The 24,047-nt window shown below is 65.4% G+C and carries 17 protein-coding genes; 11 read left to right on the forward strand and 6 right to left on the reverse strand.

Translation table 11 applies throughout. The features are described from left to right. The first annotated feature begins 64 nt into the window (after positions 1-64). The 6 genes from IEV99_RS11600 to IEV99_RS11625 all read left to right on the forward strand — a co-directional run bounded on the left by IEV99_RS11600 (position 65) and on the right by IEV99_RS11625 (position 7,390). Positions 65-943 (forward strand): branched-chain amino acid ABC transporter permease, encoded by an 879-nt coding sequence (locus IEV99_RS11600; protein WP_188517954.1) that lies wholly within the window; start codon positions 65-67, stop codon positions 941-943. Positions 944-951: 8 nt separating this feature from the next. After that, complete coding sequence (locus tag IEV99_RS11605) at positions 952-3,492, forward strand: branched-chain amino acid ABC transporter ATP-binding protein/permease (RefSeq protein WP_188517955.1); 2,541 nt, start codon at positions 952-954, stop codon at positions 3,490-3,492. A 19-nt stretch (positions 3,493-3,511) separates the two neighbouring features. Then, positions 3,512-4,465 (forward strand): 3-hydroxyacyl-CoA dehydrogenase, encoded by a 954-nt coding sequence (locus IEV99_RS11610; RefSeq protein WP_188517956.1) that lies wholly within the window; start codon positions 3,512-3,514, stop codon positions 4,463-4,465. A 29-nt stretch (positions 4,466-4,494) separates the two neighbouring features. Next, on the forward strand, positions 4,495-5,418 hold the full coding sequence (kce, locus tag IEV99_RS11615; RefSeq protein WP_188517957.1) for a 3,5-dioxohexanoate:acetyl-CoA acetone transferase: 924 nt from the start codon (positions 4,495-4,497) through the stop codon (positions 5,416-5,418). A 219-nt stretch (positions 5,419-5,637) separates the two neighbouring features. Next, entirely contained in the window at positions 5,638-6,501 is an 864-nt protein-coding gene (gene motA, locus IEV99_RS11620) for a flagellar motor stator protein MotA (RefSeq protein ID WP_188517958.1), read from the forward strand. 22 nt (positions 6,502-6,523) lie between these two features. Further along, positions 6,524-7,390, forward strand: a complete 867-nt coding sequence (locus tag IEV99_RS11625) for a flagellar motor protein MotB (protein ID WP_244643825.1) — start codon at positions 6,524-6,526, stop codon at positions 7,388-7,390. Between the two features lie 396 nt (positions 7,391-7,786). Here the strand turns inward: IEV99_RS11625 and IEV99_RS11630 are convergent, their stop codons facing one another. Beyond that, positions 7,787-8,311 (reverse strand): Hsp20/alpha crystallin family protein, encoded by a 525-nt coding sequence (locus IEV99_RS11630; RefSeq protein ID WP_188517959.1) that lies wholly within the window; start codon positions 8,309-8,311, stop codon positions 7,787-7,789. Between the two features lie 398 nt (positions 8,312-8,709). Here IEV99_RS11630 and IEV99_RS11635 point away from each other — a divergent pair, with 398 nt between their 5' ends. From IEV99_RS11635 to IEV99_RS11655, 5 genes are all read left to right on the forward strand, one after another. Beyond that, positions 8,710-9,180: a host attachment protein gene (locus IEV99_RS11635; protein ID WP_188517960.1), complete on the forward strand. Its 471-nt coding sequence runs from the start codon at positions 8,710-8,712 to the stop codon at positions 9,178-9,180. A gap of 794 nt (positions 9,181-9,974) precedes the next feature. After that, entirely contained in the window at positions 9,975-11,555 is a 1,581-nt protein-coding gene (locus IEV99_RS11640) for a hypothetical protein (RefSeq protein ID WP_188517961.1), read from the forward strand. A 767-nt stretch (positions 11,556-12,322) separates the two neighbouring features. Continuing rightward, entirely contained in the window at positions 12,323-12,916 is a 594-nt protein-coding gene (locus IEV99_RS11645) for a hypothetical protein (protein WP_188517962.1), read from the forward strand. Positions 12,917-13,324: 408 nt separating this feature from the next. Then, positions 13,325-15,346, forward strand: a complete 2,022-nt coding sequence (locus IEV99_RS11650; RefSeq protein WP_188517963.1) for a caspase family protein — start codon at positions 13,325-13,327, stop codon at positions 15,344-15,346. 179 nt (positions 15,347-15,525) lie between these two features. Then, positions 15,526-16,344, forward strand: a complete 819-nt coding sequence (locus tag IEV99_RS11655; protein ID WP_188517964.1) for a TraB/GumN family protein — start codon at positions 15,526-15,528, stop codon at positions 16,342-16,344. Positions 16,345-16,425: 81 nt separating this feature from the next. On the opposite strand, the gene IEV99_RS11660 is transcribed toward IEV99_RS11655, so the two are convergent. Genes IEV99_RS11660 through tssK form a run of 5 tightly spaced genes read right to left on the reverse strand, consistent with a single transcriptional unit; the run spans position 16,426 to position 24,029 of the window. Continuing rightward, entirely contained in the window at positions 16,426-17,184 is a 759-nt protein-coding gene (locus tag IEV99_RS11660; RefSeq protein ID WP_188517965.1) for a PP2C family protein-serine/threonine phosphatase, read from the reverse strand. Beyond that, positions 17,181-17,705 (reverse strand): type VI secretion system-associated protein TagF, encoded by a 525-nt coding sequence (gene tagF, locus IEV99_RS11665; RefSeq protein WP_188517966.1) that lies wholly within the window; start codon positions 17,703-17,705, stop codon positions 17,181-17,183. The genes IEV99_RS11660 and tagF overlap by 4 nt, the downstream gene beginning before the upstream one ends. A 59-nt stretch (positions 17,706-17,764) precedes the next feature. Then, positions 17,765-21,319, reverse strand: coding sequence for a type VI secretion system membrane subunit TssM (tssM, locus tag IEV99_RS11670; RefSeq protein ID WP_188517967.1), 3,555 nt, complete (start codon positions 21,317-21,319; stop codon positions 17,765-17,767). After that, on the reverse strand, positions 21,319-22,692 hold the full coding sequence (gene tssL / locus IEV99_RS11675) for a type VI secretion system protein TssL, long form (RefSeq protein WP_188517968.1): 1,374 nt from the start codon (positions 22,690-22,692) through the stop codon (positions 21,319-21,321). Before tssL ends, tssM begins: the two co-directional genes overlap by 1 nt. Further along, positions 22,689-24,029, reverse strand: a complete 1,341-nt coding sequence (gene tssK / locus IEV99_RS11680) for a type VI secretion system baseplate subunit TssK (protein ID WP_188517969.1) — start codon at positions 24,027-24,029, stop codon at positions 22,689-22,691. Before tssK ends, tssL begins: the two co-directional genes overlap by 4 nt. Positions 24,030-24,047 lie beyond the last annotated feature (18 nt).

Genomic DNA, 24,047 nt, shown 5'->3' on the forward strand with positions numbered 1-24,047 from the left:
GGCGGTCGGCGGATGCGCCCGCCGCCGGCCCGCCCGCCATGCGAGCACCACAGGGAACACGCCATTGACGCTCGTGCTCTTTCTCCAGCAGGTGCTGAACGGCCTTCTCGACGGCGTCTACTACCTGCTGATCGCGCTGGGGCTGTCGCTCATCTTCTCGCTGGGCGGGATCGTGAACCTTGCGCATGGCGCGTTCTACGCCATCGGGGCCTACCTCACGCTGGTGATGTCGCCCTATGTGGGCTTCGGCGGATCCCTGATCCTGTCGCCGGTCGCCGTGGCGTTGCTCGGTGTCGTCATCGAGCGGCTGCTGTTCCGGCGGTTCTACCGGTCCGACCCCATCCTGTCGCTGCTGCTCACCTTCGGGCTCGCGATGGTGGCCGAGCAGGCGCTGCGCATGATCTTCGGCGCCCCGCCGCTCAGCTACTCGATCCCGCAGGCCCTGCGCGGCCAGATCTTTCTTGGCGACTTCGTTTATTCCTACTACCGGACGGTGCTTCTCCTGATCGCGATCGGCTGCGTCGCCGCCCTCTGGGTCCTGCTGCACCGAACCGCCTTCGGCCGGGTGGTGCGCGCCGGCGTCCAGAATCCCGACATGGTGGGCGCCCTCGGCATTTCGCTGGAGCCCTACATGGCCGCCGTCGCGGCGCTCGGCATCGGCCTTGCGGGGCTCGCGGGCGTGCTGTTGGCCCCGATCTACGCCGTGCACCCCGCCATGGGCGCCGAGATCATTACGCCGGCCTTCGTGGTCGTGGTCATCGGCGGCCTCGGGTCCTTCTGGGGCGTCGTGCTGGCGGCGCTGCTGGTGGGGTTGGTCAAGGGCATGATGGCGGCGGTCGGCTACTCCGCCGGGTCCACGGCCGCGATCTATCTGCTCATGCTCCTGGTTCTGCTGTTCAGGCCGCGCGGCCTGCTCGGCGAGCGCATCACCCGGTTCGAGTGAGGCGCGCCATGACGAGTTCCTCATCCTCCACCCTGGCGCGCGTTCCGCTGCCGCTCGTCGCTGCCGCCGTCGCGCTGGTGCTGCTGCCGGCCGCCCTGATGGCGCTCGGGCTCACCATGACGTCGGCCACCGAGGTGGTCGTCTACGCCATGGCGTGCATGGCGCTGAACGTCCTGGTCGGCCACACAGGGCTCGTCTCCTTCGGCCACGGCGCCTGGTTCGGCCTCGGCGCTTACGCGGCCGGCCTCATCCAGCGCCACTGGATGCCGGGCGCGTTCTTCGGCCCGACGCTGCTGGCGCTGGCGCTGGTCGGCCTGCTGTCCGCCGCCTTCGGCTCGCTGATCCTGCGCAGGCGCGGCGTCTACTTCTCGCTGCTGACGCTCGCCCTGTCGGCCATGATGTATGTCGTCGCCTTTCGCTGGACCGAGGTGACGGGCGGCGAGAACGGGTTGGCGGGAATTACCCGGCCGAACTTCGCGGGCGTCGATCTTGAAGCCTCCGCACCGTATTACTGGTTCGTGGCGGCGCTCGCCTTCGCGGTTCTGGTCGGCCTCTGGCGCTTTCACCACTCACCCGTCGGCACGGTGCTGGTCGCGATCCGCGAGAACGAGCAGCGCGCTCGCTTCCTGGGCTACCCGACCAATCGCTACAAGCTTGCCGCCTTCGTGCTCTCGGCCGTGCTCACCGGTCTGGCGGGCGTGCTGCTGCTCTACAAAAATCGCATGACGTCGGCCGAGCCGATCTCGGTGACGTTCTCGGGCGAGCTTCTCGCCATGGTGGTCATCGGCGGCATGAGGAGCTTCCTGGGGCCCGCGATCGGTGCGCTCTTCTACATACTCTTCCGCGAATTCCTCTCGATTTACACCGAGAACTGGCTGTTCTGGTTCGGACTGGTCTTCGTCAGCTTCATCGTGTTCTCGCCGTCCGGGCTCGTGGGCGTCGCGGAGCGCCTGCTCGCGCCGTTCCGCAAGACCGTGGTCGAAGACGCCGCCATGTCGGCCCGGCGCACCGAAGAGATGCCGCTTCCGGACTCGTTGCGCCCGAAGGAGCACGTTGACGGCGTGGTCCTTGAGGCGACCGGCATCTCCAAGCGCTTCGGCGGCATCAACGCCGTGCGGGATGTCACGATTGCGATCCACGACCGCACCCTGCACGCCCTGATCGGCCCCAACGGAGCTGGCAAGACCACGGCGTTCAACCTGCTGTCGGGCATGTTCGCGCCCGACAAGGGAGACGTGCTGCTGCTCGGCCGCTCGGTGGTGGGCCGGTCGCCCGAAGCGATCGCGGCGGCCGGCATCGGGCGCTCGTTCCAGATCACGAACCTGTTCGCGGGGCTCTCCGTCGAGGAAAACCTGCGCATCGCCGTCCAGGCCCGGCACGCCGGCCGGTTCGGTTTCTGGAAGCCTGCCACCTCCCTTGCGGGGATTGGCGCTGAAACGCAGCAGATGGTGCGCTATCTGGGGGTCGCCGGCATCGAGCGCGCCGAGGCCGGATCGCTCTCCTATGGCGGGCAGCGTCTGCTGGACATGGGCCTCGCGCTCGCGACCGCGCCGCGCATCCTGCTGCTGGACGAACCCCTGGCCGGCCTCGCGGCGGCCGAGCGCCAGCGCATCGGGGCCATCATCAAGCGCATCTCCGCCGACCTGCCGGTGCTGCTGGTGGAGCACGACATCGACCGCGTGTTCCAGCTCGCCGACCATGTGACGGTGATGAACGACGGCGCCGTGCTGCTGGACGGCTCCGTGGAGGACGCCCGCACGAGCCCGCGCGTGCAGGAGGTCTATATCGGCTCGGGCGCGGCCAGCGTCGCTGCAAAGCCGCGCGAAACGGCCGCCGAAAAGGCGGAGCTGCTGACGCTGCGGAATGTCGACACGTTTTACGGCAAGAGCCACATCCTGCGGGACGTCTCGCTCACCGTGCATGAGCACGAGGTCGTCGCCTTGCTGGGCCGCAACGGCGCCGGCAAGTCGACGCTGCTGAAGACCCTCACGGGCATCGCGCCCGCGAAGTCCGGCTCCATTCGGCTCTCCGGCGCGGAACTCGTCGGCCGTCCCTCGGCCCAGACGGCGCGGCTCGGCGTCGGCTACGTGCCGCAGGGCAGGGGGCTCTTCGCCGGGATGACGGTGGCGCAGAACCTCGAGCTCGGCCGCCTGCGTCGCCAGACCGGCAACGGCGTCCATTGGGAGCTGGAGCGGATCTACGAGTATTTCCCGCGCATCCGCGAGCGGCTGGACAGCCCCGCCGATTATCTGTCCGGCGGCGAGCAGCAGATGGTGGCTGTCGCCCGGGCGCTCTCGGGCGACGTGCGGGTGCTCCTCCTGGATGAGCCCTTCGAAGGTCTCGCGCCCGCCGTGGTGGAGCAGCTCTTCGAGGCCTTCGACCGGCTCAGGCGCGAGGTCGCGATCATCATCGTCGACCACCACCTGGATCTGGCGCTGGCGCTGTCGGACTCCACCGTCGCGCTGGAACGCGGGCAGGTGATCCATACGGGTCCTTCCAAGGCGCTGCGAGACGATCTCGACCTGCGCCGCAAGGTGCTCTGGCTCTAAAACAAAGCTGAGGTTCGCGATGCCGAATGCTGCAAGCCCCGAAGTCGTCGCCATCGTGGGCGTCGGGCTCATCGGACGGGCGTGGGCGGCCATTTTCGCCCGCGCCGGATGGCAGGTGCGCCTCTGGGACCCGCACGCTCCGACGCTCGCGGCCGCCCCGGGGCTGATCCGCGAGGAACTTGGCAAGCTGGCCCGCCACGGGCTGGCGGACGACCCCGATGGGGCCGCGGCCCGCATCGCAGTGGGGGCCTCGCTGGCGGACGCGCTGGCGGGCGTCTCGTTCGTGCAGGAGAACGGGCCCGAGGTCGTCGAGCAGAAGCGGGCGATCTTCGCCGAGCTGGACCGGCTGGCGCCCCCGGACGCGATCCTGTGTTCCTCCACCTCCGCCATCGTGGCGTCCCGCTTCACCGAAGGGCTGCCCGGCCGCGCACGCTGCATTGTGGCGCATCCGGTGAACCCACCCCACCTCGTGCCCATCGTCGAGCTCTGCGGCGCGCCCTGGACTGCGCCCGAGACCGTGGAGCGCGCCCGCGCGGCATTCAGCGCGATCGGGCAGGTCCCGATCACGGTGCGGAAAGAGGTCGACGGCTTCATCCTCAACCGCCTGCAGGGCGCGCTGCTGGCCGAGGCGTTCCGGCTGGTGGGGGAGGGCTATGTGTCCGCGGAAGACCTCGACCACACGGTGAAGGACGGCCTCGGCCTGCGCTGGTCCTTCATGGGGCCGTTCGAGACCATCGAGCTGAACGCGCCCGGCGGCATTCCGGACTACTGCGCCCGCTACACGGGCTTCTACAAGGGGCTGGCGCACGACGCAGCCGGGCCCGAAGTTTACGAAAGCCCCAACATCGACCGGGTCGCGGCCGCGTGGCCGCACGCCGCTACGCCCGAGCGCGTCGCCGAACGCACGCGGTGGCGCAACGAGCGGCTGGCCGCGCTCGCGGCCCACAAGCGCGCCGCGCCCGACCCCGCCTGAATACCCCCGCCTCGAACGCGAGAACCGCCATGAGCCGCAAAGTCATCATCACCTGCGCCGTCACGGGCGCGATCCACACGCCCTCGATGTCGCCGGCGCTGCCGGTGACCCCGGAGGAGATCGCGGACGCCGCCATCGGGGCCGCGGAGGCGGGCGCGGCGATCGTGCATCTTCACGCGCGCAATCCGCAAACCGGTCAGCCCGACCAGACGCCCGAGGCTTTCGCGCCCTTCCTGAAGGTCATCAAGCAGCGCTCCAACTGCGTCATCAATCTGACGACCGGCGGCGCCCCGACCATGACCGTGCAGGAGCGGGTGCGCCCCGCCGCGACCTTCAAGCCGGAGGTGGCCTCGCTGAACATGGGCTCGATGAATTTCGGCCTGTTCGGCATGCTGGACCGCTTCAAGACCTTCAAGCACGAGTGGGAGCCGAAATACCTCGGCAACAAGGACATCCTGTTCCGCAACACCTACCAGGACATCGAATACGTCCTCACGACCTTGTCGGAGACGGGAACGCGCTTCGAGTTCGAGTGCTACGACACGTCTCACCTCTACAACCTGGCCTATTTCCTGGACCGCGGGCTCGTGAAGACGCCGCTCTTCGTCCAGACCGTTTTCGGCCTGATGGGCGGAACCGGAGCCCATCCGGAAGACGTCATCCACATGAAGCGGACGGCGGACCGGTTGTTCGGCGACAAGTACCGGTGGTCCGTGCTGGGCGCGGGGCGCCACCAATTGCCGATCGCCGCCATGGCGGCCGCCATGGGCGGAAACATCCGCGTCGGCCTGGAGGACTCGCTGTGGGCCGGCCCCGGCAAGCTGGCCCGGTCCAACGCCGAGCAGGTGACGTCGGCGCGGCGAATCATCGAGGGCCTCGGCCTGGAAGTCGCGACGCCGGACGAGGCGCGCGAAATCTTGTCGCTCAAAGGGGGCGACAAGGTCGACTTCTGACGCCGGATCGGCGCGGCGCTCAGCCCGAAGGCGGCTCGGCGAAATCTCCGAAAAGCCCTGGCTTTCGGCGTCGCGGCCGCCAAACTCCCGCAGCGCGGCCGCTGCGGGAGGCCGCGTGCAAACCCTTAGTTCCATGGATCGAAACGGGTTTTTAACTTGGATCAGCCATTTCCCTTGTAAGTTGTAGTTCAGCGGGAACATCCGCGGGGGTGGTAAGCCATGCGGCTGATCGTCGGCACAATTCTTGTCTTCGCCTGCGTCTTCGGCAGCTACGCGATGATGGGCGGCCATCTCGAGGTGCTGTGGCAGCCCTTCGAGTTCGTGATCATCCTCGGCGCGGCGATCGGCGCGTTCATCATCGGCAACCCCGCGCCGGTGCTGAAAGCCGTTCCCGCCATGCTCGGCACGCTGTTCAAGGGCCCCAAGTACAAGCAGGAATGCTACGTCGAACTGCTCGGGATGCAGTTCACCTTGTACAAGCTCGCGAAGCAGAAGGGCATGACGGCCATCGAGCCGCACATCGAAAACCCGAGCGAATCCTCCCTGTTCAACGCTTTCCCGACTTTTGCGGCCAACCATCATGCGGTGGAGTTCGTCTGCGATTACATGCGCATGGTGACCATGGGCGCGGACAACGCCTACGAGATCGAAGCCCTCATGGACGAGGAGCTCGAGACGCACCACCAGGAGCAGGAGCGCATCATCACGGCCATGCAGTCGCTCGCCGACGGCACGCCGGCGCTCGGCATCGTCGCGGCCGTGCTCGGCGTGATCAAGACCATGGGCGCCATCTCGGAGCCGCCGGAGGTGCTGGGCCACCTGATCGGCGGCGCGCTGGTCGGCACCTTCTTCGGGGTTTTCGTCGCATACGGCTTCTTCGCCCCCATGGCGGCCTCGCTCAAGAGCACCTTCGAGGCCGAGTCCAAGTACTACTCCTCCCTCAAGGCGGGCCTGCTCGCCCATATCGGCGGCCAGCCGCCCGTGATGTCGATCGAGTTCGCCCGCAAGGCGCTCTTCAGCGAGGTTCGCCCGACCTACAGCGAGGTGGAAGCCGCGACCGCCGATCTGCCCGCCGCCGCCTGATCCAAATTCCAGCAGGAACTCGATGGCCAATAATTCCATCCGGCCGATCATCGTCAAGAAGGTCAAGAAGTCTGCGCACGCGCACCATGGCGGCGCCTGGAAGATCGCCTACGCGGATTTCGTGACCGCCATGATGGCGTTCTTTTTGCTCATGTGGCTGATCAGCATGACCACGCAGGAGCAGAAGACCGGCCTCGCGAACTACTTCTCGCCGCCCAATGTCAGCCCCACCACCAGCGGTTCCGGCGGCATCCTGATGGGCTCCGCCATCGACAAGCCGGGCAGCAAGGCGTCGGACATTCGCGACGCGCCGGTGGGTGGAACGGGCCGCGTCAGCGACCGCGAGCCCAGCCCGCCGACCGCGCTCATCCGGGATCCCAGCCGCCCGATCGCCAGCGGGGCCAACCAGAGCGCGGCGGCGAGCATCCGCGAAGCGCTCCAGAAAATGCCCGAATACACCGAGCTGTCACGCAACATCGTGGTCGAGGCGACCAAGGAAGGCGTGAACGTCTCCCTCACGGACCAGGACGGCCGCTCGATGTTCCCCGAGGGCTCGGTCAACCCCTATGAGCGCACCCGTCTCGTGCTGGTGGCTCTGGCGCCCACACTGCGCCGGCTGAACAACCGCCTCTCCGTCACCGGCCATACGGCCGCGACGCGGCCGGGCGCGCAGGGCTCGGATTCCTGGAGCCTGAGCGCCGGGCGGGCCGTCTCGGTGCGCGAGATCCTGTCAAACGCGGGCTTCCCCAGCAACCGCTTCACCTCCGTGGCGGGGCGCGCCGACACCGAGCCGGTGTTCCCGGACAATCCCCACCTGGCGTCGAACCAGCGCCTGACAATCACGCTGATCAACGAAGCGCCGCCGATGCCCCCCGGCGCTTTCCGCTGACAACCAGGCGCCTCGGTCTGACGCGAGCGGGCGCGGATTCCTGGCCCGAAAGCCGTTGGAGGACGGACGCCCTTGCGCGACTGAGCCGCCGAACAAGCGCCATTCCGTTGGGTTGGGCGAATTTGTTCAGTTTCGATGCCGATAGCGAAGCTCTGCAACCGCTGATCGCAACCTGATGAGGCGCTCCTCGAGGTCCAATCCGACGAAGTCAGCCCCAACATCGATGTCGAACCGTTTGAGTTGTTCGGCCAACACCCGCAGTAGTTCGGGCTCGGAAGCCCCAGAGGTCAACGCCTCACCCAGAATCGCGCTTGGCTTTCGCATCATCACTCGCAATCTGAAAATGGCGCTCGAAAAAAGAAGCCTCGCAGACCTGGCGTTTGCGAGGCTTGGTGTTCAAGCGGCCTTGACGACGATTTTCGTCTCTTTCTGCGCTTCGGCGGTTTTTGGCAGCACGACCGTCAATACGCCTCGAGAGAACGTCGCTTCGATCTTTGAAGCATCGACGCCGTCCGGCAAGGGGAACGAGCGCTCGAAGCTGCCGAACCGGCGCTCCGAAACGTGATAGTCGCCCTGAGTCTCGTCCTTCTCAACGTGTTTCTCACCGCTGATGACGATCGAGCCATTCACGAGCCTGACCTCGACGGATTTCTCATCCAGACCAGGCAGTTCGGCCACGATTTGATAGTTCGCCGCATGCTCAATGAGATCCACAGCCGGCAAGACGCCTTTCACCTTCGACATCGTCGAGCTCAGCGACGGCTGTAGAAGGTGCTCAGGCCACCGCCAAAGAGCTCCTGCGCCCATCTGGTCGAAGAGGCGGTCAACGTCGGCGCGCAAGCGCTCGAAGGCCGTCCAGTCGCGCCGTCCAGAGATGGCGGACTTTTCCGCTTTCACCGGAAGCTTTGTGGGTTCGGTCATGATTATCCTCCGCTGCTTGAACGATAGTTCCCGGGGGATCGCCACGAAGACGCCTGCCGCCTATCGGGCGGCACGCACTCAACGCAGCCGCAAGACGTGTGAGCCTGGACCGAAGCGAAAAAACGGGCGCTGACCTGGATCAATTATGCCGGCGGGTTTGAAAGCAGAGGGACATGGCCGTCGCGAGGGGGCGGAACTGCCCGCTCTTGACGCGCATCAGTAAAGGCGACGCAGGCTCGCCTTATTGTCGGCCTGCCCGGTCAGCTCGTCGCGCAAAACCTTGGTGTCCCCGCTTTTCACTCACTTCCGGGGAAGGCGGGTGTCCGAGCCTCCATGATCGCCAAGATCCCGGCTCGGGAGAAGGGCGCCTGGTTCAAACCTCCGACGCGGTGAGACCCATGTCTGCCTCAAAGCACCGGCCATATGCGCCATTCGATTCGCTCGTGCTGGTTTGCGACGGGCGCAAATCGCTGTTCTTCCGAAATACCGGCTCCGCTGCTGCGCCGACGCTTCACCTGATGCAACGAAGCGACGCCGACCCTAATCCGCCGACACAGAAATGGGGCGCCGATCGACCCGGCCGCTCAGGCGCGGGGGACAGTCGTCGAACCGCCATGGGGCAGACCGACTGGCACGAAGAAGCCGAACGTCAATTCGCGATCGAGACAGCCGCGCTGCTGGATCAACTCGCGAATTCGTTCACCGCAAAGGCGGTCGTCATCATCGCGCCACCCCGGACGCTGTCAGTGTTGCGAGATCACGTTTCGCCGAACGTCAGGGCGATGCAAATGACCGATTGCGCCGCAGACCTCACGAAACATTCCGTACCCCAGATCGAGGAATGGCTGGCTGGGGAAGGCGCGACTTGACGACGAAGAGATGGCTTTTGGCGCCCAGGCGAGCCGCAATGGCCAGCCAGGCGAGAAAGCGGCTCAGAACAATCCTGACCAGCCCATGGAAGGGTGCAGGTCGGCTTCGCAATCCTGCCAAGGCGCCGGATCTGCTGGTGGGATCGTGATGGCGGACTGGCAGTATCGAAATTAGATGATAAGTTTGTATCAGTCGGTGTCGATCCCGATCGCTTAATCACCCGATAGGCGGACGAAACGAGGCAACGCGGCGACTAGTCTTTGCTAAGACACATTCACCGCGCTTGATCCGTATCAGGCTCTTGGGTCAGGGCAGAACGTATCGGTCCGACAAGTTCGGATCCCCTTACGCAGGCCTTCAAGCGGCTGAACATCTGGCCTATCTAAAACCCAGGAGAAACCAGGGCGACACAGCCATGGGGCAGGGCTCTACCAAACCGAGTCCGCAGTAATCGACGTCTGCTTTAGCAGGAAGCGGCAGCCAAATCCGCGCCGATCGGGATCAATTTTTACAACAACAACTCCGATCAAGCTAAGGACAACCTGCCATTCGTCAGGCGCCCTGTCGAGCTCTGCAGCAACATCTCGGAAGAGGGACGAAGCGCAGCCTTACCGCTGCGCTCAGACGAAGGCGTTGAACAAATTAATCATTCGAAGGAATGAAAGATCGAAGGCATCCGAGGTGGGCGCTCATGCGATTCATTCGCGCATCGATTATGTCTCATATTCTGCAGGTTACTCTAACTGCGATGTGAGCCCGCACGATACTGCCGCCGTCTGCTAGGAGCGACCGGATGAGCGTTTCGACGATGTCCCGCAACAGCCTTCTCATCTGGGCGACCTTTGGGATTGCGGTAGCTTTAGTCAACCCTGCACGAGAGATGCTAACGCAAGATGATAGCTGGGCTTATGCCCGGTCAGTCCTCTATCTACTAGAGACTGGCACGTACAAATTAGACAATTGGTCAGCGGCAAATAATCCCGTGCAGATATATATTGCCGCCGGGCTTTCTAGATTTTTCGGATACTCTCTAATCTTGCTTAATTTGTCCACGATTTTCTATTTTTGCTTACTTGCATTCTCATTTAAGCAGTTACTCGAAAATTCTGGAATTGAACCATCCAACGCAGCTTTGGTCACCTTGGGGTTGATGGCCAGCCCTCTCTTATTCGTACTCACATTCACGTTTATGACTGACATTCAGTTTCTGGCTTGGCTGTTTCTCGCGGTCTCGCTGTATTCGAAAGGGATGGCCGGTAGCCGGCCCTACCTATTAGCTGGCTCGGTAGCTGCAGCTGCCGCTGTAGGAACACGGCAATTTGGCGTCGCAATAGTCGGTGGATGGCTAGTCGCGCTTCTGTTGGCCGGTGCAGGGCGACGACTTGACCTGTCCAGATCAGCCTTAGCGATCACGCTGCCCTGCATTGCGGCAATATTACAGATAATTATTGGATTAAACGAGCCAAACGTCACACAGCTTTATCGCTTTGCAGAACAGCGTGCTTTCTTATCTCACTCAACCGGCGAGCTACTGCTTGAATTGGTCTGGCGCATATCGATATTCGTTCAGTATCTCGCTATTCTTTTGGTGCCAGTCGTCCCAATTATTGTGGGATTAATGTTTCGGGCTCATCTAAAGAAGCGCCTCAGGCCGGGGATGCTAATCGCGGCTCTCGCAACGGCCGGAGCAGTCCTGATCGGTTTATGTATTGACTCTAGGCTGACCGTTCGACCAGCAGCAGTAGGCAGCTTGCCATGGCAATCGCTGGGGCTATTCTGGATGTGGGATACGATCCTTGGCAGGGGGCGCTTACGCCAGATACTTGACCTCGCGGGTATCGTTGCCGTGGCGCCTTGCGCATGGCTCGCTTATGATCGCTTAGCGAACGTATGCGCTCGTTGGCCGGCCAAGCCACAATCGCTTCTTATAGCCGGGACAGCAGCAAGTTTATTCGTGCTGCAGGTCGGCTACATCCAATTCAATGACACATATGTCGTTACTTATGTCCCATTCGCTTTGCTGATGCTCGCCTCCGCATTGGCGGAATACGGACTCGACCGACGATGGTTTGCTGTCGGCTCCCTCTCATGCGTATGTTGCATCTTAGGTCTCTCGGCCTACCTCCGCGATAGCCATGACAAGCAGGAGTTAGCTTGGGCAGCGGCTGAGAAGCGCTTGCAGCAGGGTTTTACCGCTGAGCAGGTTGGTGGCCCAAGGCAATGGGCTGAATACCATGGAGCTTTTGATCGTTGGATAGCCGCTGGAATGCCTGGCATCAAGCCGCCGGCAGCACCCCCGGAACTCGGTGAAGATCGACTTCATGACCCTTTCTACTCTTGGTTGGAGACTAGAAAAAAGGGTGCTGATCCTTGACCCGGTTGTGCGCCGACTTGCTGAACGGGCTGCCAGCAAGGCCGTCGCCAAGCTACTGGCGCTATCGAGAGTTGATGCGATGATGCTGGGCCCCAGACACAGCGGGGTCCGCCACGTGCTTCGGCAAAGTCTGGCAAGGCATTATGCAGACCTTGGCTCGCCGACAACCCAGCGGAACAGAGCGGACTGGCGGAAGGGGTGTCCTTCGTAGTTACCGCTTAGAGCTCTACGATCGTGTCGCTTTTGGCCCACGAGAGAACAGTACCCCAGCGGCTACCCCAGACGCTCTGGGCAACTGCCGCCTTGTGCCTTTCAGGGCAAAAGCACGGGTCCGAGTCGCGTTGGACGCGCCAGAGATTTAGAGACCTAGGTCGTTGCCAGCGAAAATTTCCAATACTCTTTTCCTTATTTGCCGGGGGACAACGCTGATGGCCAGTGACCCTGTTCGCAGGGGCCGGAAATCGGATCCTTCGCAAGTAAACTAAGTGGCAACTGCGTTCGACCGGATCGCGATGAAGTTTCGTAGCTCGCGGCCGTTCGACACTGATATCGACATGTCCCAGATAATCTCTGCGTGCGAGGTAATGGCCAATGAGCGCAAAGCGGTTCGGCCTGCGAAGTTTCAGCGCCACTCCGACCCTTAATCGTCAGCTGATCGCATTGCAGATTCTTCATCACAGCCGGGTCTGTCATGTGCTCAGCGGCACACGTCAACAGGCCCGTTTTGGCTAAGCTTGGTATCAGCCCGTGGATGCAGGAGACGCGCCATGACCGTCGTGCTCAGGACAGACAGCGACAACTACGTGCATCAGCTTTGGGCTCAGGACCAGGCCGCTACGTGTGCGGTGGCGAGCATCTGGATGGCGCGGAACCAGGCCAAGCAGTCGACCGCCACCGAAGACGAGTGGAGCCTGGCCTGGCGACTATACAATCGGGTCGTGCTGAACTGCCCTTCGGATCTCATTCCATTTCCGCCAGCGCCGAGGACCTTCAACGCCAGTTCCTTCGCGAATGATGAGAAGACGTTCGCCAACAAGTTCTCGAATTTTGGAACGTTCATGCAGCAGGTTATCGACGCGCTCAAGCTGGACGGGCTCAAGGTGAATTCTTCAACTGCGTTCAGCAAAGGGACCCAGATCGACAAGTCGAAGCTTTCGGACACGACGCCGGCGATCGTTCTTCTGGGATGGTATAATGGCGCGAAGCGCAATGGTGGTCATTTCATCGTTGCTTCTCGGGTGACGAGCAAAGGATCGATTGTTTACCTGGATCCGTGGGGTGGACAGTTGAGCGAGGCCGGCACAGGTCCGCAGTACCAGACCACGGGCGTCTTCGAGCAGGTCACCTACATCTCGCGGTGATCGCCGGTTTCGAGAGACGAACCGGAGCCTCGGCGCGCAGGACGGCCAGCATCGACATGCTCCGTCCCCGCGGCTGCCTGGGTGCGGTGCGGTCTCGTTCTCCCCATCGCACACGCAATCGCGACAGCAATACGCCAGTGCGCCCAGAGCGCCCTTATGGCCGCTGCGGGCGCGGGGCCGCGACGCGGTCGCCCCGCGGCGATCGAGCGCGTGCGGGCCCACACAGACGCCAGGCAAGACATCGTGGAAAAAGAACTGTAGGCTCAGCGTGAGGTGGGTACGGGTATGTTTCACTGTACATACAGCACTGTATTCAAGCAGGCGCCCAGCGGGCGAAAGCTGGTCCGCCTCCGGTTCCACAAGAGGCCCTTCGTCTCGCGTCTCGCCGGTGTGAGGCTCACGCTGGCGGTGGCCGTTCTCAGCACGGTTGTATTTGGCGCGCCTCTCGGCGCTCAGGAGGCCGCCCTCAGCGAAAAGGCGCTCTGCGAGAGCTCGGCGGTTCAGCGCGAGAAGGCCGTGCCGGCTTGCACCCACCTGATCGAGGGAGCGGCCGACGCGCAGACGGCCGCGGGCTATCTCAACAACCGCGCCATTGCGTTCGCGCAAATCGGCATGACGGACGACGCGATCGCCGACCTTAACGCCGCGATCGCCAAGAACCCGGTTTTTGTGGACGCAATCAAGAACCGCGGGCTGCTGCTGGTCAGGAAGAACGAGCTCGATCGGGCCATCGCGGACTTTAACGCGGCGCTGAAGCTGGCTCCCACCCGCCTGGACATCGTCAACTTGCGCGGCGCGGCGCTGCAGTCAAAGCAGGAATTCAACCTTTCGGTTGCCGACTTCAACAAAATCTTGCTGAAAGAGCCGAAGAACTACGCAGCTCTCGTCAATCGTTCTTTGTCGTTCTACTATATGCGCAAGCTGGACGAGGCAATCAAGGATCTGAACGCCGCGATCGTCCTGCAGCCGGACGCGACGAAAGCTTACCAGAATCGCGCTCTTGCACTGAGCGACAAGGGCCGATACGCCGACGCGATCAGCGATGCGACCTACATCCTGTCCAAGACGCCCAACGACGTGGAAGCCTTGTCGGTGCGGGCTGACGCGTGGCGCTTGTCCGGCAATCTCGCGAAGGCGAAGGACGATGCGGATGCGGCGGTCGCGATCGCGCCCGACGACGCCCGCACGCGCAACGTGCGCGCGCTCGTGTTGCGCGACGGCGGCGACCTCGAAGGCGCGCTCGCGGATCTCGACGCCGCGATCCTGCAGGACCCGCGTTTTGACGTCGCTTTGGCCAACCGTGGAGACGTGCAGCAAAAGCTCGGCGCCAGCGAGCGCGCTCGCGCGGATCTCGACAAGGCGATTGCGATCAACCCGGGCAACCCTGTGGCTTTGGCCTATCGGGGCAATCTGTACCGCGAGCGGGGCGAATACGAGCTCGCGCTGGCGGACTATAACCGGACCCTGAAGGTCGTTCCGGACTTCGCCGAGGGGATCGTAGGCCGTGGGCTCGTGCATGAGGCGCGACACGAGATCGACCTTGCGAGGGCTGATTATCTCAAGGCGACCAAGTTGCCTTCGGCCCTGGACGGCGATCGTACGCGGCTGTCCCAGTCGGTTGCGCGCCAACGGCTTGAGGTCTTGGCGAAGCTCGAGGAAATCAAGCGCAACGAGGAAGCCGCCCAACTCACCATCAAGAAGTCGCCCGAGCCGGTGGCGGCCAGGCCAGATCCCGGTCGACGCGTGGCGCTTGTGATCGGAAACGGCGCATACCGCGACGTTCCCGCATTGCCGAACCCGAAGAGCGACGCCAATCTGGTCGCCGAAACGTTGAAGAGCATCGGCTTCCAGCTCGTTACGGTCCGGACAGACCAGGATCGTGCATCCATGCTGGCGGCGTTGCGGGATTTCGCCGCGGAGGCCGACAAGGCCGACTGGGCGATCATTTACTACGCCGGCCATGGCATTCAGCTGAACGGCGTAAACTACACGATCCCGACCGACGCTATGCTGAAGAACGACCGCGACGTTCCGGACGAAACCATCTCACTGGATCGCCTGCTCACCACCGTGGACGGCGCGAAGAAGCTCAAGCTCGTCATCCTGGACGCTTGCAGGGACAATCCGTTCGCGTCCCGCATGGCACGTACGGTCGCGACCCGCTCGGTTAGCCGCGGGCTCGCGCGCCTGGAGGATGTGCAAGGCGGTGTTCTGGTGGCTTACGCGGCGCGAGACGGGCAAGTGGCGAGCGACGGCAACCAGCGCAACTCGCCTTTCGTCCAGTCGCTCGTGCGCCGGATCCAGGAGCCCAACACGGAAATCAACATGGTGTTCAGGCGCGTCCGCGACGACGTTCTAAAGACGACGTCCGGCCGGCAGGAACCGTGGGTTTACGGGTCGCTCTCCGGTTCCGAATACTACTTCAAATGAACGGGCGGGTCGTTCGGCGACGCCGCCCGCGCATCGGCGCTCTTTGCGGGCTCATGATAACGGGCTTCGTCGCCGTTCTGGCCGGATGGCCGGCGCGGGCGAGCGCGCAAGGCTCCCCGTCGCTGCAGGGATCCGCGCAGACGCGCCCGTCCCCAAGGCCGGGGGCGCCGGACGGGATCGTGTACAAGATCGTCCGGGCCGGCGCGCCTCCGTCCTATCTGGTCGGCACGCTGCATCTGGGCGACGAGCGGGTCAAGTTGCCGCGCGTGGTCGAGCCTTTGCTGGGCGAAGTCAGGCTCGTTCTGCTGGAGCTGGATCCGAAACAAATGGACGGTTCTCCCGCAACGGCGAAACGCGTCGCCAGGGACCTAGCCGAAAGCGATCCCTCCCGCCGCGCCAAGGCTTTGCTGTCGCCAACCGATTTCTTGGCGCTCGGCAATTGGATGAAGGAACGCAACCTCCCGGCGCGGATGCTCGACGGCAAGCTGTCGGCGCTTGTACTGCTTCTGGATGGTCAGGACGGCAGCCGCGAAGCCGATAGGGGAGCCGGCCTCGACGCTCAGTTGGCCGAGCTGTCGGCCAGCCGAAACCTTCCGGTCGGCGGGCTCGAGACGATCGTCGAAACCGTGCGGGCGCTCGACGACGTGCCCCCGCAGGTGCTGGCGGAGGTCCTGATGCGGATGATGGCGACACGTGATCAGCATCTGCGGATCCGCGAACGTACCGTTCAGTATTACGAAGCCGGCGATGACGGCGGCCTTTATGCATGGATGCGGCAGCCGTCATACCTGTCGGAAACGCCGCCGCTGGGTCTTCCACCTGCGTTTCTCGAAGCGATCCTGGAGCGGCGGACAGCCATCTTCGCCGCGCGAGCCTTGCCCGAACTGGATAAAGGCGGCGTGCTGATCGCAGTCGGAGCGGCGCACCTGGCGGGACCCCATGGGCTGGTGGAGTTGCTGGGACGAGGCGGTTTCAACGTGCGGCGCCTCGGACGCTAGCGCAGGCTGCAGGCCCATTGGCGAAGTATGGGCGCCATGGCGTTTTTGCAGCATTGCTGCGCCTTGCTGCAGATGAGGTTATCACCCAGGCGGCCGCGTCCGGTCGCCCGCCCCGGGCTCCGCCTCGTCGCTTGCAACCGAGATCATTAGCGCCGTGACGTTGTCCCGGGCGCCGTTGCGCAAGGCTTCTGCGACGAGTTCGTCCGGCCCGGAGCCTTTCGCGATCAGCGCGGCCAGGTCATGCGACGGGAGGGCTCCGTGCAGGCCGTCCGAACACAGGATCACGGTGTCGCCGGGCTCCAGCAATCCGGCCACCTTGTCCAGCTGCAGCGCATCGGCGGCCCCGACCGCCCGGGTGATCACGTTGGCTTTGGGATGACGCGGCGCGTCTTCGAGCGGGATCATGCCCGCATCCACCATGTCCTGAACGAGGCTGTGGTCCCGCGTGAGGCGGGTCACCTCGCCGTCACGGCAAAGATAAGCGCGCGAGTCGCCGGCCCACAGGCAGGCGAAGTGGTTGCCCCGCGCCATTGCGGCCACCACCGTGCTCGCCATCGTGACCGGCGACCCGTCAGGGTTGACGGCGGCGCGCAATCGTTCGTGCACGGCGTCCAGCCGCAGCCTCACCTGGGCCAGCAGTTCGGCCGCCGAGAGCCCCTGCGGCATGTCCTGCAGCGCCTCGACGATCGCAGCCGAAGCGACGTCGCCCGCGCCGTGACCGCCGGCGCCGTCGGCGACCGCCCACAGGCCGATGTCGGACCGCTCCAGATAGGCGTCCTCGTTTCGGGTCCTGACCCGGCCTGGATGGGTTGCGCCACGGGAGTTGAACCGAAGCGTCATGACGCCCTCGCGATCATGCCCGGGAAGGCGGACGGAGCGGGCAGGCCCGCGTCGGAAAGACGGCTTCGGCCGGGCGACCACCATCCCGGCGCGGGCGCGGGCTCGGGCGGCCATGCGCCGGCATCGTCCCATGGGAGCAATTCGTCGATCAGGGCGTCGGCCCGAATCCGGAGGCGGGAGGCGAGGCTCACGCGCTCGGCCATGTCTTCGTACCACAGGGGCGGAGCGGCGGGTTCATCCGGGCCGGCGAGACGCACCACCGCGAGCGGGAACAGGCGGTCGACCCAGTCGCGGCTCGGCGCAAGCACCCCTTCGACGATAGCGACGCCTTCAGCGCCCGCGATCCTGAAGCGCCACACGGGAGCCTGCTCCCAGACATCGTGCAGGTCAGTCCCGAAGGCGTCCTTCACGGCCGCCATGGCGTCCTGCAACCACCGGTCCCACGCCGCAACGAACGCGTCCGGGACATTGCGTCGGACGAAATCCCCATGCGCCGGGATCTTGCCGTAGAAGCCGATCATCGCGCCGGTTCTCCTCGAGCGGCCGCTTGAAGCCGGGCAGATCGGCCCAGCTCTCGGGGCTAGGACGGGAACTGCGGGCAGCGGAACTCCGAAAGCTCCCGCAGCCCGAACGGGTTGACCACCGAGTTGGTGCGCAGAACGAATTCGGCGCTGCGTTCACCTTGCTGGTAAAGGAGGCGCTGCTGGTCCGGCGTGCGCCCGGCCGACAACTTGCCCCGGTAGACGAATTTCAGCGCCGCCCAGGGCCCATCCGTTGAAATCGGGTTCGCGGTCGGGGGATCGAACGTCAGGATCACCGGATTGCGGGCCGGCCATTGGAGTTGCACCGGTCGGGCCAGGTTGGGGCCGGGCAGGATCTGCGTCTTGGCGCCTTCCACCTCCAGGGTCGCGCCCTTGGCGGCGGCGTCTGTCCCGAGCGGGATCATGTCGAACCGCAATCCTTGGCCGCCTGCCGCGCCTCCGGGAAAGAAGGCGTCCCGAATGGCCCGGGCGCGCTCGAATTGGGCGATGTCGCCTCCGGACACGGGGGCGGGCGCTCCGCCGGCGCCGACCGTCCGCCAGGGTTTCTGACTTGCGTCGACGTATTTGGCCAACATCTGATCGAAAAACTGGTCGAACCCGCCGCCGGGGCCAAAAAGCCGGGTGAAGTCGTCGACCGGCATGTCGGGCGCGCCGGGATTGCGGCTGAACGGAAAGCGCGTTTCGACCTGCCGGCAGAATGGCGCGAGCTTTTGCCGCCAGGCGGCCGTAATCGCCGATTTGGCGCCGCCTTCTCGCAGTTGAGACGTGGACTGAGCTACGACGGTGAGCCAACGCGACAGCGGCTCGGGCGCGTTGCGCGCGTCGGACGACAGTCGTTGAAGCGGGTCGGGGCCCGCGGGCGGCGGCGGCGGAACGGAGCCGGGCGTCACATTGGCCAGCGGAGCCACCACGCCGTAGACGTCGCGCAGGAGCGCCAGGTTGGCGTCCAGCGGCGCGCCCGCGGCGGCGCGCAGCGCCCGGAAACGATCCTCCACGATCTGGCCCACAACCGCGGTGGGCGAGGGGCCGGCGGCGGCCCCTACCGCGCTGGCGAGGCGGCCGGCGCTGCTGGACGCGGCCGCCGCGTCTGCGCCTTTGTCGCCACCCGCGCCAGGCGCTCCGGCCGCGCCGCCGAGCGCGTTTTGCGCTGCGCCCTGGAGGCTCCCGGCCACGCCGGGAAGCGGCACGCTTGGCGACAACTGCCGGGCAATGCCCTGTATCAGGTCGCGGATCGGCGAATTGGGAGCGCCGAGCACGTTCAGCCCTTCCGACGCCTGCTGGAGCGACTTGAACGGAAGCAGCCCCACGTCGCCGATCACCCGTTGCCAAGCCTTGCTGTAGTCGTCCGCGTAGAGCCGCAGAATGGCGCCTTCGAGCTGCCTCGGGTCGGTCAGCAGAGCTGCCGTCTGGGTCTGCCCGATGATCCAGCTTTCGGACGCGGCCTCCGCGACCGCGCCGGGAAGGCGGGATAAAAAGACGCGATTGAGGCCCTCGATGGTGTAGAGGCCCGGAACCGAAACGTCTTCCAGCCGAACACCGGAGCGAGCCGTGAACCAACGCTGGCCCGCTGCGCCGATCACGTCCGCGGCCCGCCAGGGCGCGGCCGAGCCGTTCGACAATCGCAGGCGCCCGTAGATCCTTTCCGGCAGGGGCAGCTTGGAGAAAACGATCCGAGCTTCCTCGACGAGCGCCGTATCCGGCGCATAGCGGGGGAAATCGCCCTGCAGCAGCGTGTCGAGATGTGCGGCGAGGCTGGCGCGGGCAGGCGCGCCGACCGCGCCGGGCACGGCCTGCTCCCAATCGAGCCGCATCCATTCCTTCAGAAGCGCCCTGTCGATGATGGGAGCCTGCCGGGTCAACATCAGGTAGGCGCGCGTCGCCTCGTAGAGGTAGTCGGGCCGCTGCATGGCACCGCGCATCTGACCTTCCAGCCGGGCCAGGAGGCGCGGCAGGAGCACGCGCTCCAAAACGTGCCGATAGGCGGTCTGCGCCGCGGACAGGAGCTTGTCGGACTGGCCAAGGCCGAAGTTGCTTGTGCTCGCCCCCTCGGCGATCGACGTCTGCAGGTCGCGCACGCTGTCGAGATAAGGCAAAGCGGCTTGCGCCCGGTCGCGCTCGGACACGGGATCGAAAGTCAGCGACGCCGCCTTGTCCTCCGCGGCTTGCACGGCAGCCGCGAGGGCTTCGGCCTGTCGCGCCTCGGTGCGGGCAATTGAAACGCCCCAGCCGCCGGCGCCCGCGATCAGCAAAACGGCTGCGGACCACGCCAGCGCCTGCAGGGCCCATCTCCGGCGTTCGCGCGAACGGTCGCGCGCCGCCAGCCGCGCCTCGTTGAACACCACCTCGCGAAGCAGTCGGCCAAGGAAGTAGCTGCGTCCGGCTTGCGCCCGCACGGCTTTGGGACGCCTCGCATCCAGCCCGAAGGTGCGCGATAGAACGCCCGTCAGCCGATCGATCGGCGTTCCTTCCTGGGTGCCGGACGTGAAATAGACACCGCGTAGGAACGGAGCCTGCTCGAGCTGCGACCCTCCAAAAGCGCTTCGCAAGAACGGCTCGATCGCCGGGGCCAGCGAGGCGAACTGCGCAGGAAAGCCTGCGATCCTGGCCCGCTGCTCGGGGCCGCGTTCCGCCTGCAGGCGCTCCAGCACGCGATCCTGAAGACGAGCCACCAGGGCGGAGAACTCTTCCGCGAAGCGGCCGACATGGCCGGCCGGGGCAGCGGTCTCGGGAAACGTCATGCCCCAGACCTGGCTGCGCGTTTCCTTGTTCAAGTCGTCAAAGAACTCTGCAAAGCCGACCACGAGGTCGGTCTTGCTAACCAGGAAATATACCGGGAGACGCTGGTCGAGTTTTTGCTCCAGCTCGCTGATGCGGCGACGGACCGCGCGGGCGTTCTCGTCTCGGGCCGCTTCGTCGAGCTGGCTGAGCATGTCGGCCCCGAACGCCACGATCACGCCGTTCAGCGGCTGACGGGGCCGCTCCCGACGCAACAAGTCGAGAAATCGCTCCCACCCGGCCCGATCGGCGGCTTGGTCGCTGTCCTGCGTCGTGTACCTTCCCGCCGTGTCGATCAGCACGGCTTGCTCGGAAATCCACCAATCGCAATTGCGCGTGCCGCCTACTCCCTTGACCCGGCCGGCCGCCAGCGGGAACTCCAGGCCGGAGTTCTGGATGGCGGTGGTTTTGCCGGCTCCGGGCGGGCCAATGATCACATACCAGGGTCGTTCATAGAGATAGCCGCCCCGGTTGCCGGCCGCGCTCTTCATCGCGCCGAGCGCCTCCGTGAGCTGGCGCGAGATCGCGGCGTCCTCTTCGGACGCCGCGACCGCCTTGTGGCCCGGCCCGTCCGCGATCGACGTGGCCGCGACCCCGGACACGAGGGCCGCATCGCGACGCGATCGCCGCCAGGTGACGAGCGCCACGATCACAATCCACAGCAGCGGCGGCACGGCCGCCAGCCCCCACTGAACGATTGCGCGGTCGGTGCCGAGCAACACGGGCGCGAAGAACCACAGCAGGCCTGCGATCAGCAGCGCGCCCGCCAGGCTGCAAAGGCCGGCGACGGTGACGACCGTGGCAATAAGGGAGCGCATCAACGGGACCCCTCGGTGGACAACACGATTTCGATGCGCCGATTTTCCTCACGCCCTTCGGGAGTGGCGTTCGAGGCGATCTTTTCGGTGTCGGCCCGGCCCTCGGAGCTGAACCGCGTAGGAACGCGCGTGACCCGCGCCAGGATGTCGGCGGCCGCCTTCGCGCGGGCGGCGGACAGGTGGAAGTTTGACGGGTAACGCACGGTCCGGATCGGCACGTTGTCGGTGTGCCCGAGAACCTGCACGTGGCCCGGCTCCGTTTGCAGGGCGACGCCGATGCGGGTCATCAGCGTGAGGAACCGGGATTCGACGTCGGCGCTGCCGGACGCGAACATGCCGCGCCCACGCACGCGCACCAGGACGCGTTGCGGATCGCCCTCCACGGTGACCAGGCCTTCCTGCACCTCCGGCTCCAGGAAGCGCTTGATGCGTGCGGTCGCGCCATTGTCGGGCGGCGGTGGCGGGGGCGGCGGCGGCGGCGCAACCGGCAGGGGCCGCTCTATCGCGGGCAGCCCCCCGGGCGGCATTGCGGCGATGCGCTGCTGAACGGCGTCGCCCTCCGCGTTTACCCGGTCGGAGAGGTAGATGTATCCAAAGCCGATCACCGAGGCCGCCAGGGCGGCCGGAAGCCAGAGCGGCACGTGCCGGCCCAGGGCGCGATGGGGCGCATCGACGCCCTTCCAATGGGGCGACAGCTCCCGCTCCCAGGAGCCGCGAAGCTGAACCAGAAGCTGGTACAGGCCCTCGCGAATGCGGTCGAGCTCCGCGTGGCCGTTGCGAGCCAGCCGGTACTGGCCTTGAAGTCCGAGCGAAAGGCACAGATAGGCCACTTCAAGCGCCTGTTTATAGCGGCCAGGAGTCTCCTGCATCTTGCCGAGCAGCACGAAGAAGCGCTCGCCGCCCTTGACGTCCTGGTGATAGGTCGACGCGAGGGTGCGCAGAGGCCATGACCCGTTCTGGCCCCAGGGCGTCGCCAGCGCCACGTCGTCGATCGACACGCACAGGATGTAGTGTGCGGCCTTGGTCTGCTCGTCCGAAAGGCCGAGCTCCTTGCATTCCGCCTGAAAGGCCTGAACGGCGCGCATCGCCCGCTGCAACAGCTCGTCCGGATGCTGGACCGATGTCTCCTGGGGGCCAGCGCCAACCCGGGCCAGCAGGTCGAGAAGCGGGGCGGCGGCGGCCGCCATCGGCGACAAGCCGATGCGCGGCACGCTCTCGGCCGAGTCGGACGAGGTCGTCTGAAAGGCCGTGGTGTCCTGCGGGCGCGGTTGTTCGGCGAGCGGCGGACGCGACGCCCGCGCGGCGGCGGGCGTGAGGCCTTGCACGACCGTGCGATCGCTGTCGTCCGGTTCGCTGAACGGGTTATCGCTCATGCGCGGATGGCCCACAGTTGCATGCCGAGGTTCGGGAAATCACCCGACACATGGATGCCGAAGCCGCCTGCGTTCAGCATCTTCTGCCAATAGGGACTACCCCGATCGAGCTCGAAATAGGCGGCGCCCGCGTTGAACGGTATCTGCTTCGGGGCCACCGGCAGGGCCCGCAGCACGACGCCCGGCACGGCCACGTTGACGAGCTGCTTGATCTCCTCGACCGCGCCGACCTTGACCTGGTTCGGGAAAACGCGACGCAGCTGCTCGCCCGGGATGTCGGCCGCCACGACGAGCACGAATTGCGCGGAGCGCAACAGGTTGCGATCCATCACCGCGCCTGTGTGGAAACCCCAGCCACGGTCCTTGAGGTCGATCTTGGTCGCCTTGGTGACGATGTCGCTGCCGAGGTAGCGGCGCAGGTCCGAGATGACCGGCGTGAAGCTGCGCTGCAGGTCGTTATGCCGATAGGACGGATAGGACGTCGCCCGCTTGTCGGTCGCGTAGAAGGTGGCGAGTTCGCCCGCGAGCCGGGCGAGCGCCGTGTAGAGCGTCTCCGGGTGCACGTTGCCCGAGTCGGCCCAGTGGGCGATCACGGGCTGCCAACCATTCAGGATGCTGAGCAGCAGGAAATCGCCGACGTCGGCCGTGCCGTGCACGCCGGGTTGTCCCATGCGCTGGGCCAGCACGTCGGCGCGCTGGGTCAGCATGCCCACCAGCTCGCTGACGAAGTTCGACAGCACGGAAGCAGCCGAAATCTGCAGGCATGGCGGAATGAAGAGCTCGTCGAGCTGGGCGCGCCGGTCGGCCGGCACCTCGGCGATGCGCGTCAATCCCAGGCAGCTGTAGCCGGTCAGGTCCTCGGTCGCGAGCATCAGCCGCAAGCGGGGACGGCCAACCCCGATTTCGGCCGGGATCGTGCTGTCCGAATGGGTGTCGAAAGCCTCGAAGGACCGCAGGCTGTAGCGCGCCCGCACGGCGTCCTGGCCGTCCTCGGTGGCGGTCACCTCGGGCCGGCCGTCCTGGTACAACGGCAGCGCGAGGTGGACGACGACGTTGCGCAGGCCCTCGGGCAGATCGAGCGGCAGAGGGGGATCGGCGGTTTCGGGGATCGAGAACGGGGTGCCGTCCTCCATGATGCCAGAGGCCGCCGAGAGCGCGAAACGGCCGGAGACCAGCAGGTTGCGATCGACCGCGAGCTCGGTGACGCCCCAGGGATGAGCCCGCAACGGCGCGGCGCGCGCTTGCAGCAGGTGCGCCATGTGACGGTCCTGCTGCTGGAAATGCTGGGCCCGGAGGAACATACCCTCCTGCCAGACGACCTTGTCGCGCCACACCATCGTCGTTCTTCGCCTTTC

The sequence above is a fragment of the Alsobacter metallidurans genome (assembly GCF_014636935.1).
GTDB lineage: Bacteria > Pseudomonadota > Alphaproteobacteria > Rhizobiales > Beijerinckiaceae > Alsobacter > Alsobacter metallidurans.

Excerpts from the sequence above, each read along its gene's own strand:
- IEV99_RS11640 (WP_188517961.1), top strand. The coding sequence starts at position 9,975 with ATGAGCGTTTCGACGATGTCCCGCAACAGCCTTCTCATCTGGGCGACC.
- tagF (WP_188517966.1), bottom strand. The coding sequence starts at position 17,705 with ATGATCGGCTTCTACGGCAAGATCCCGGCGCATGGGGATTTCGTCCGA.
- IEV99_RS11610 (WP_188517956.1), top strand. The coding sequence starts at position 3,512 with ATGCCGAATGCTGCAAGCCCCGAAGTCGTCGCCATCGTGGGCGTCGGG.
- tssK (WP_188517969.1), bottom strand. The coding sequence starts at position 24,029 with ATGGTGTGGCGCGACAAGGTCGTCTGGCAGGAGGGTATGTTCCTCCGG.
- motA (WP_188517958.1), top strand. The coding sequence starts at position 5,638 with ATGCGGCTGATCGTCGGCACAATTCTTGTCTTCGCCTGCGTCTTCGGC.
- kce (WP_188517957.1), top strand. The coding sequence starts at position 4,495 with ATGAGCCGCAAAGTCATCATCACCTGCGCCGTCACGGGCGCGATCCAC.
- IEV99_RS11625 (WP_244643825.1), top strand. The coding sequence starts at position 6,524 with ATGGCCAATAATTCCATCCGGCCGATCATCGTCAAGAAGGTCAAGAAG.
- IEV99_RS11635 (WP_188517960.1), top strand. The coding sequence starts at position 8,710 with ATGTCTGCCTCAAAGCACCGGCCATATGCGCCATTCGATTCGCTCGTG.
- IEV99_RS11645 (WP_188517962.1), top strand. The coding sequence starts at position 12,323 with ATGACCGTCGTGCTCAGGACAGACAGCGACAACTACGTGCATCAGCTT.
- IEV99_RS11605 (WP_188517955.1), top strand. The coding sequence starts at position 952 with ATGACGAGTTCCTCATCCTCCACCCTGGCGCGCGTTCCGCTGCCGCTC.
- tssM (WP_188517967.1), bottom strand. The coding sequence starts at position 21,319 with ATGCGCTCCCTTATTGCCACGGTCGTCACCGTCGCCGGCCTTTGCAGC.
- IEV99_RS11630 (WP_188517959.1), bottom strand. The coding sequence starts at position 8,311 with ATGACCGAACCCACAAAGCTTCCGGTGAAAGCGGAAAAGTCCGCCATC.
- tssL (WP_188517968.1), bottom strand. The coding sequence starts at position 22,692 with ATGAGCGATAACCCGTTCAGCGAACCGGACGACAGCGATCGCACGGTC.
- IEV99_RS11660 (WP_188517965.1), bottom strand. The coding sequence starts at position 17,184 with ATGACGCTTCGGTTCAACTCCCGTGGCGCAACCCATCCAGGCCGGGTC.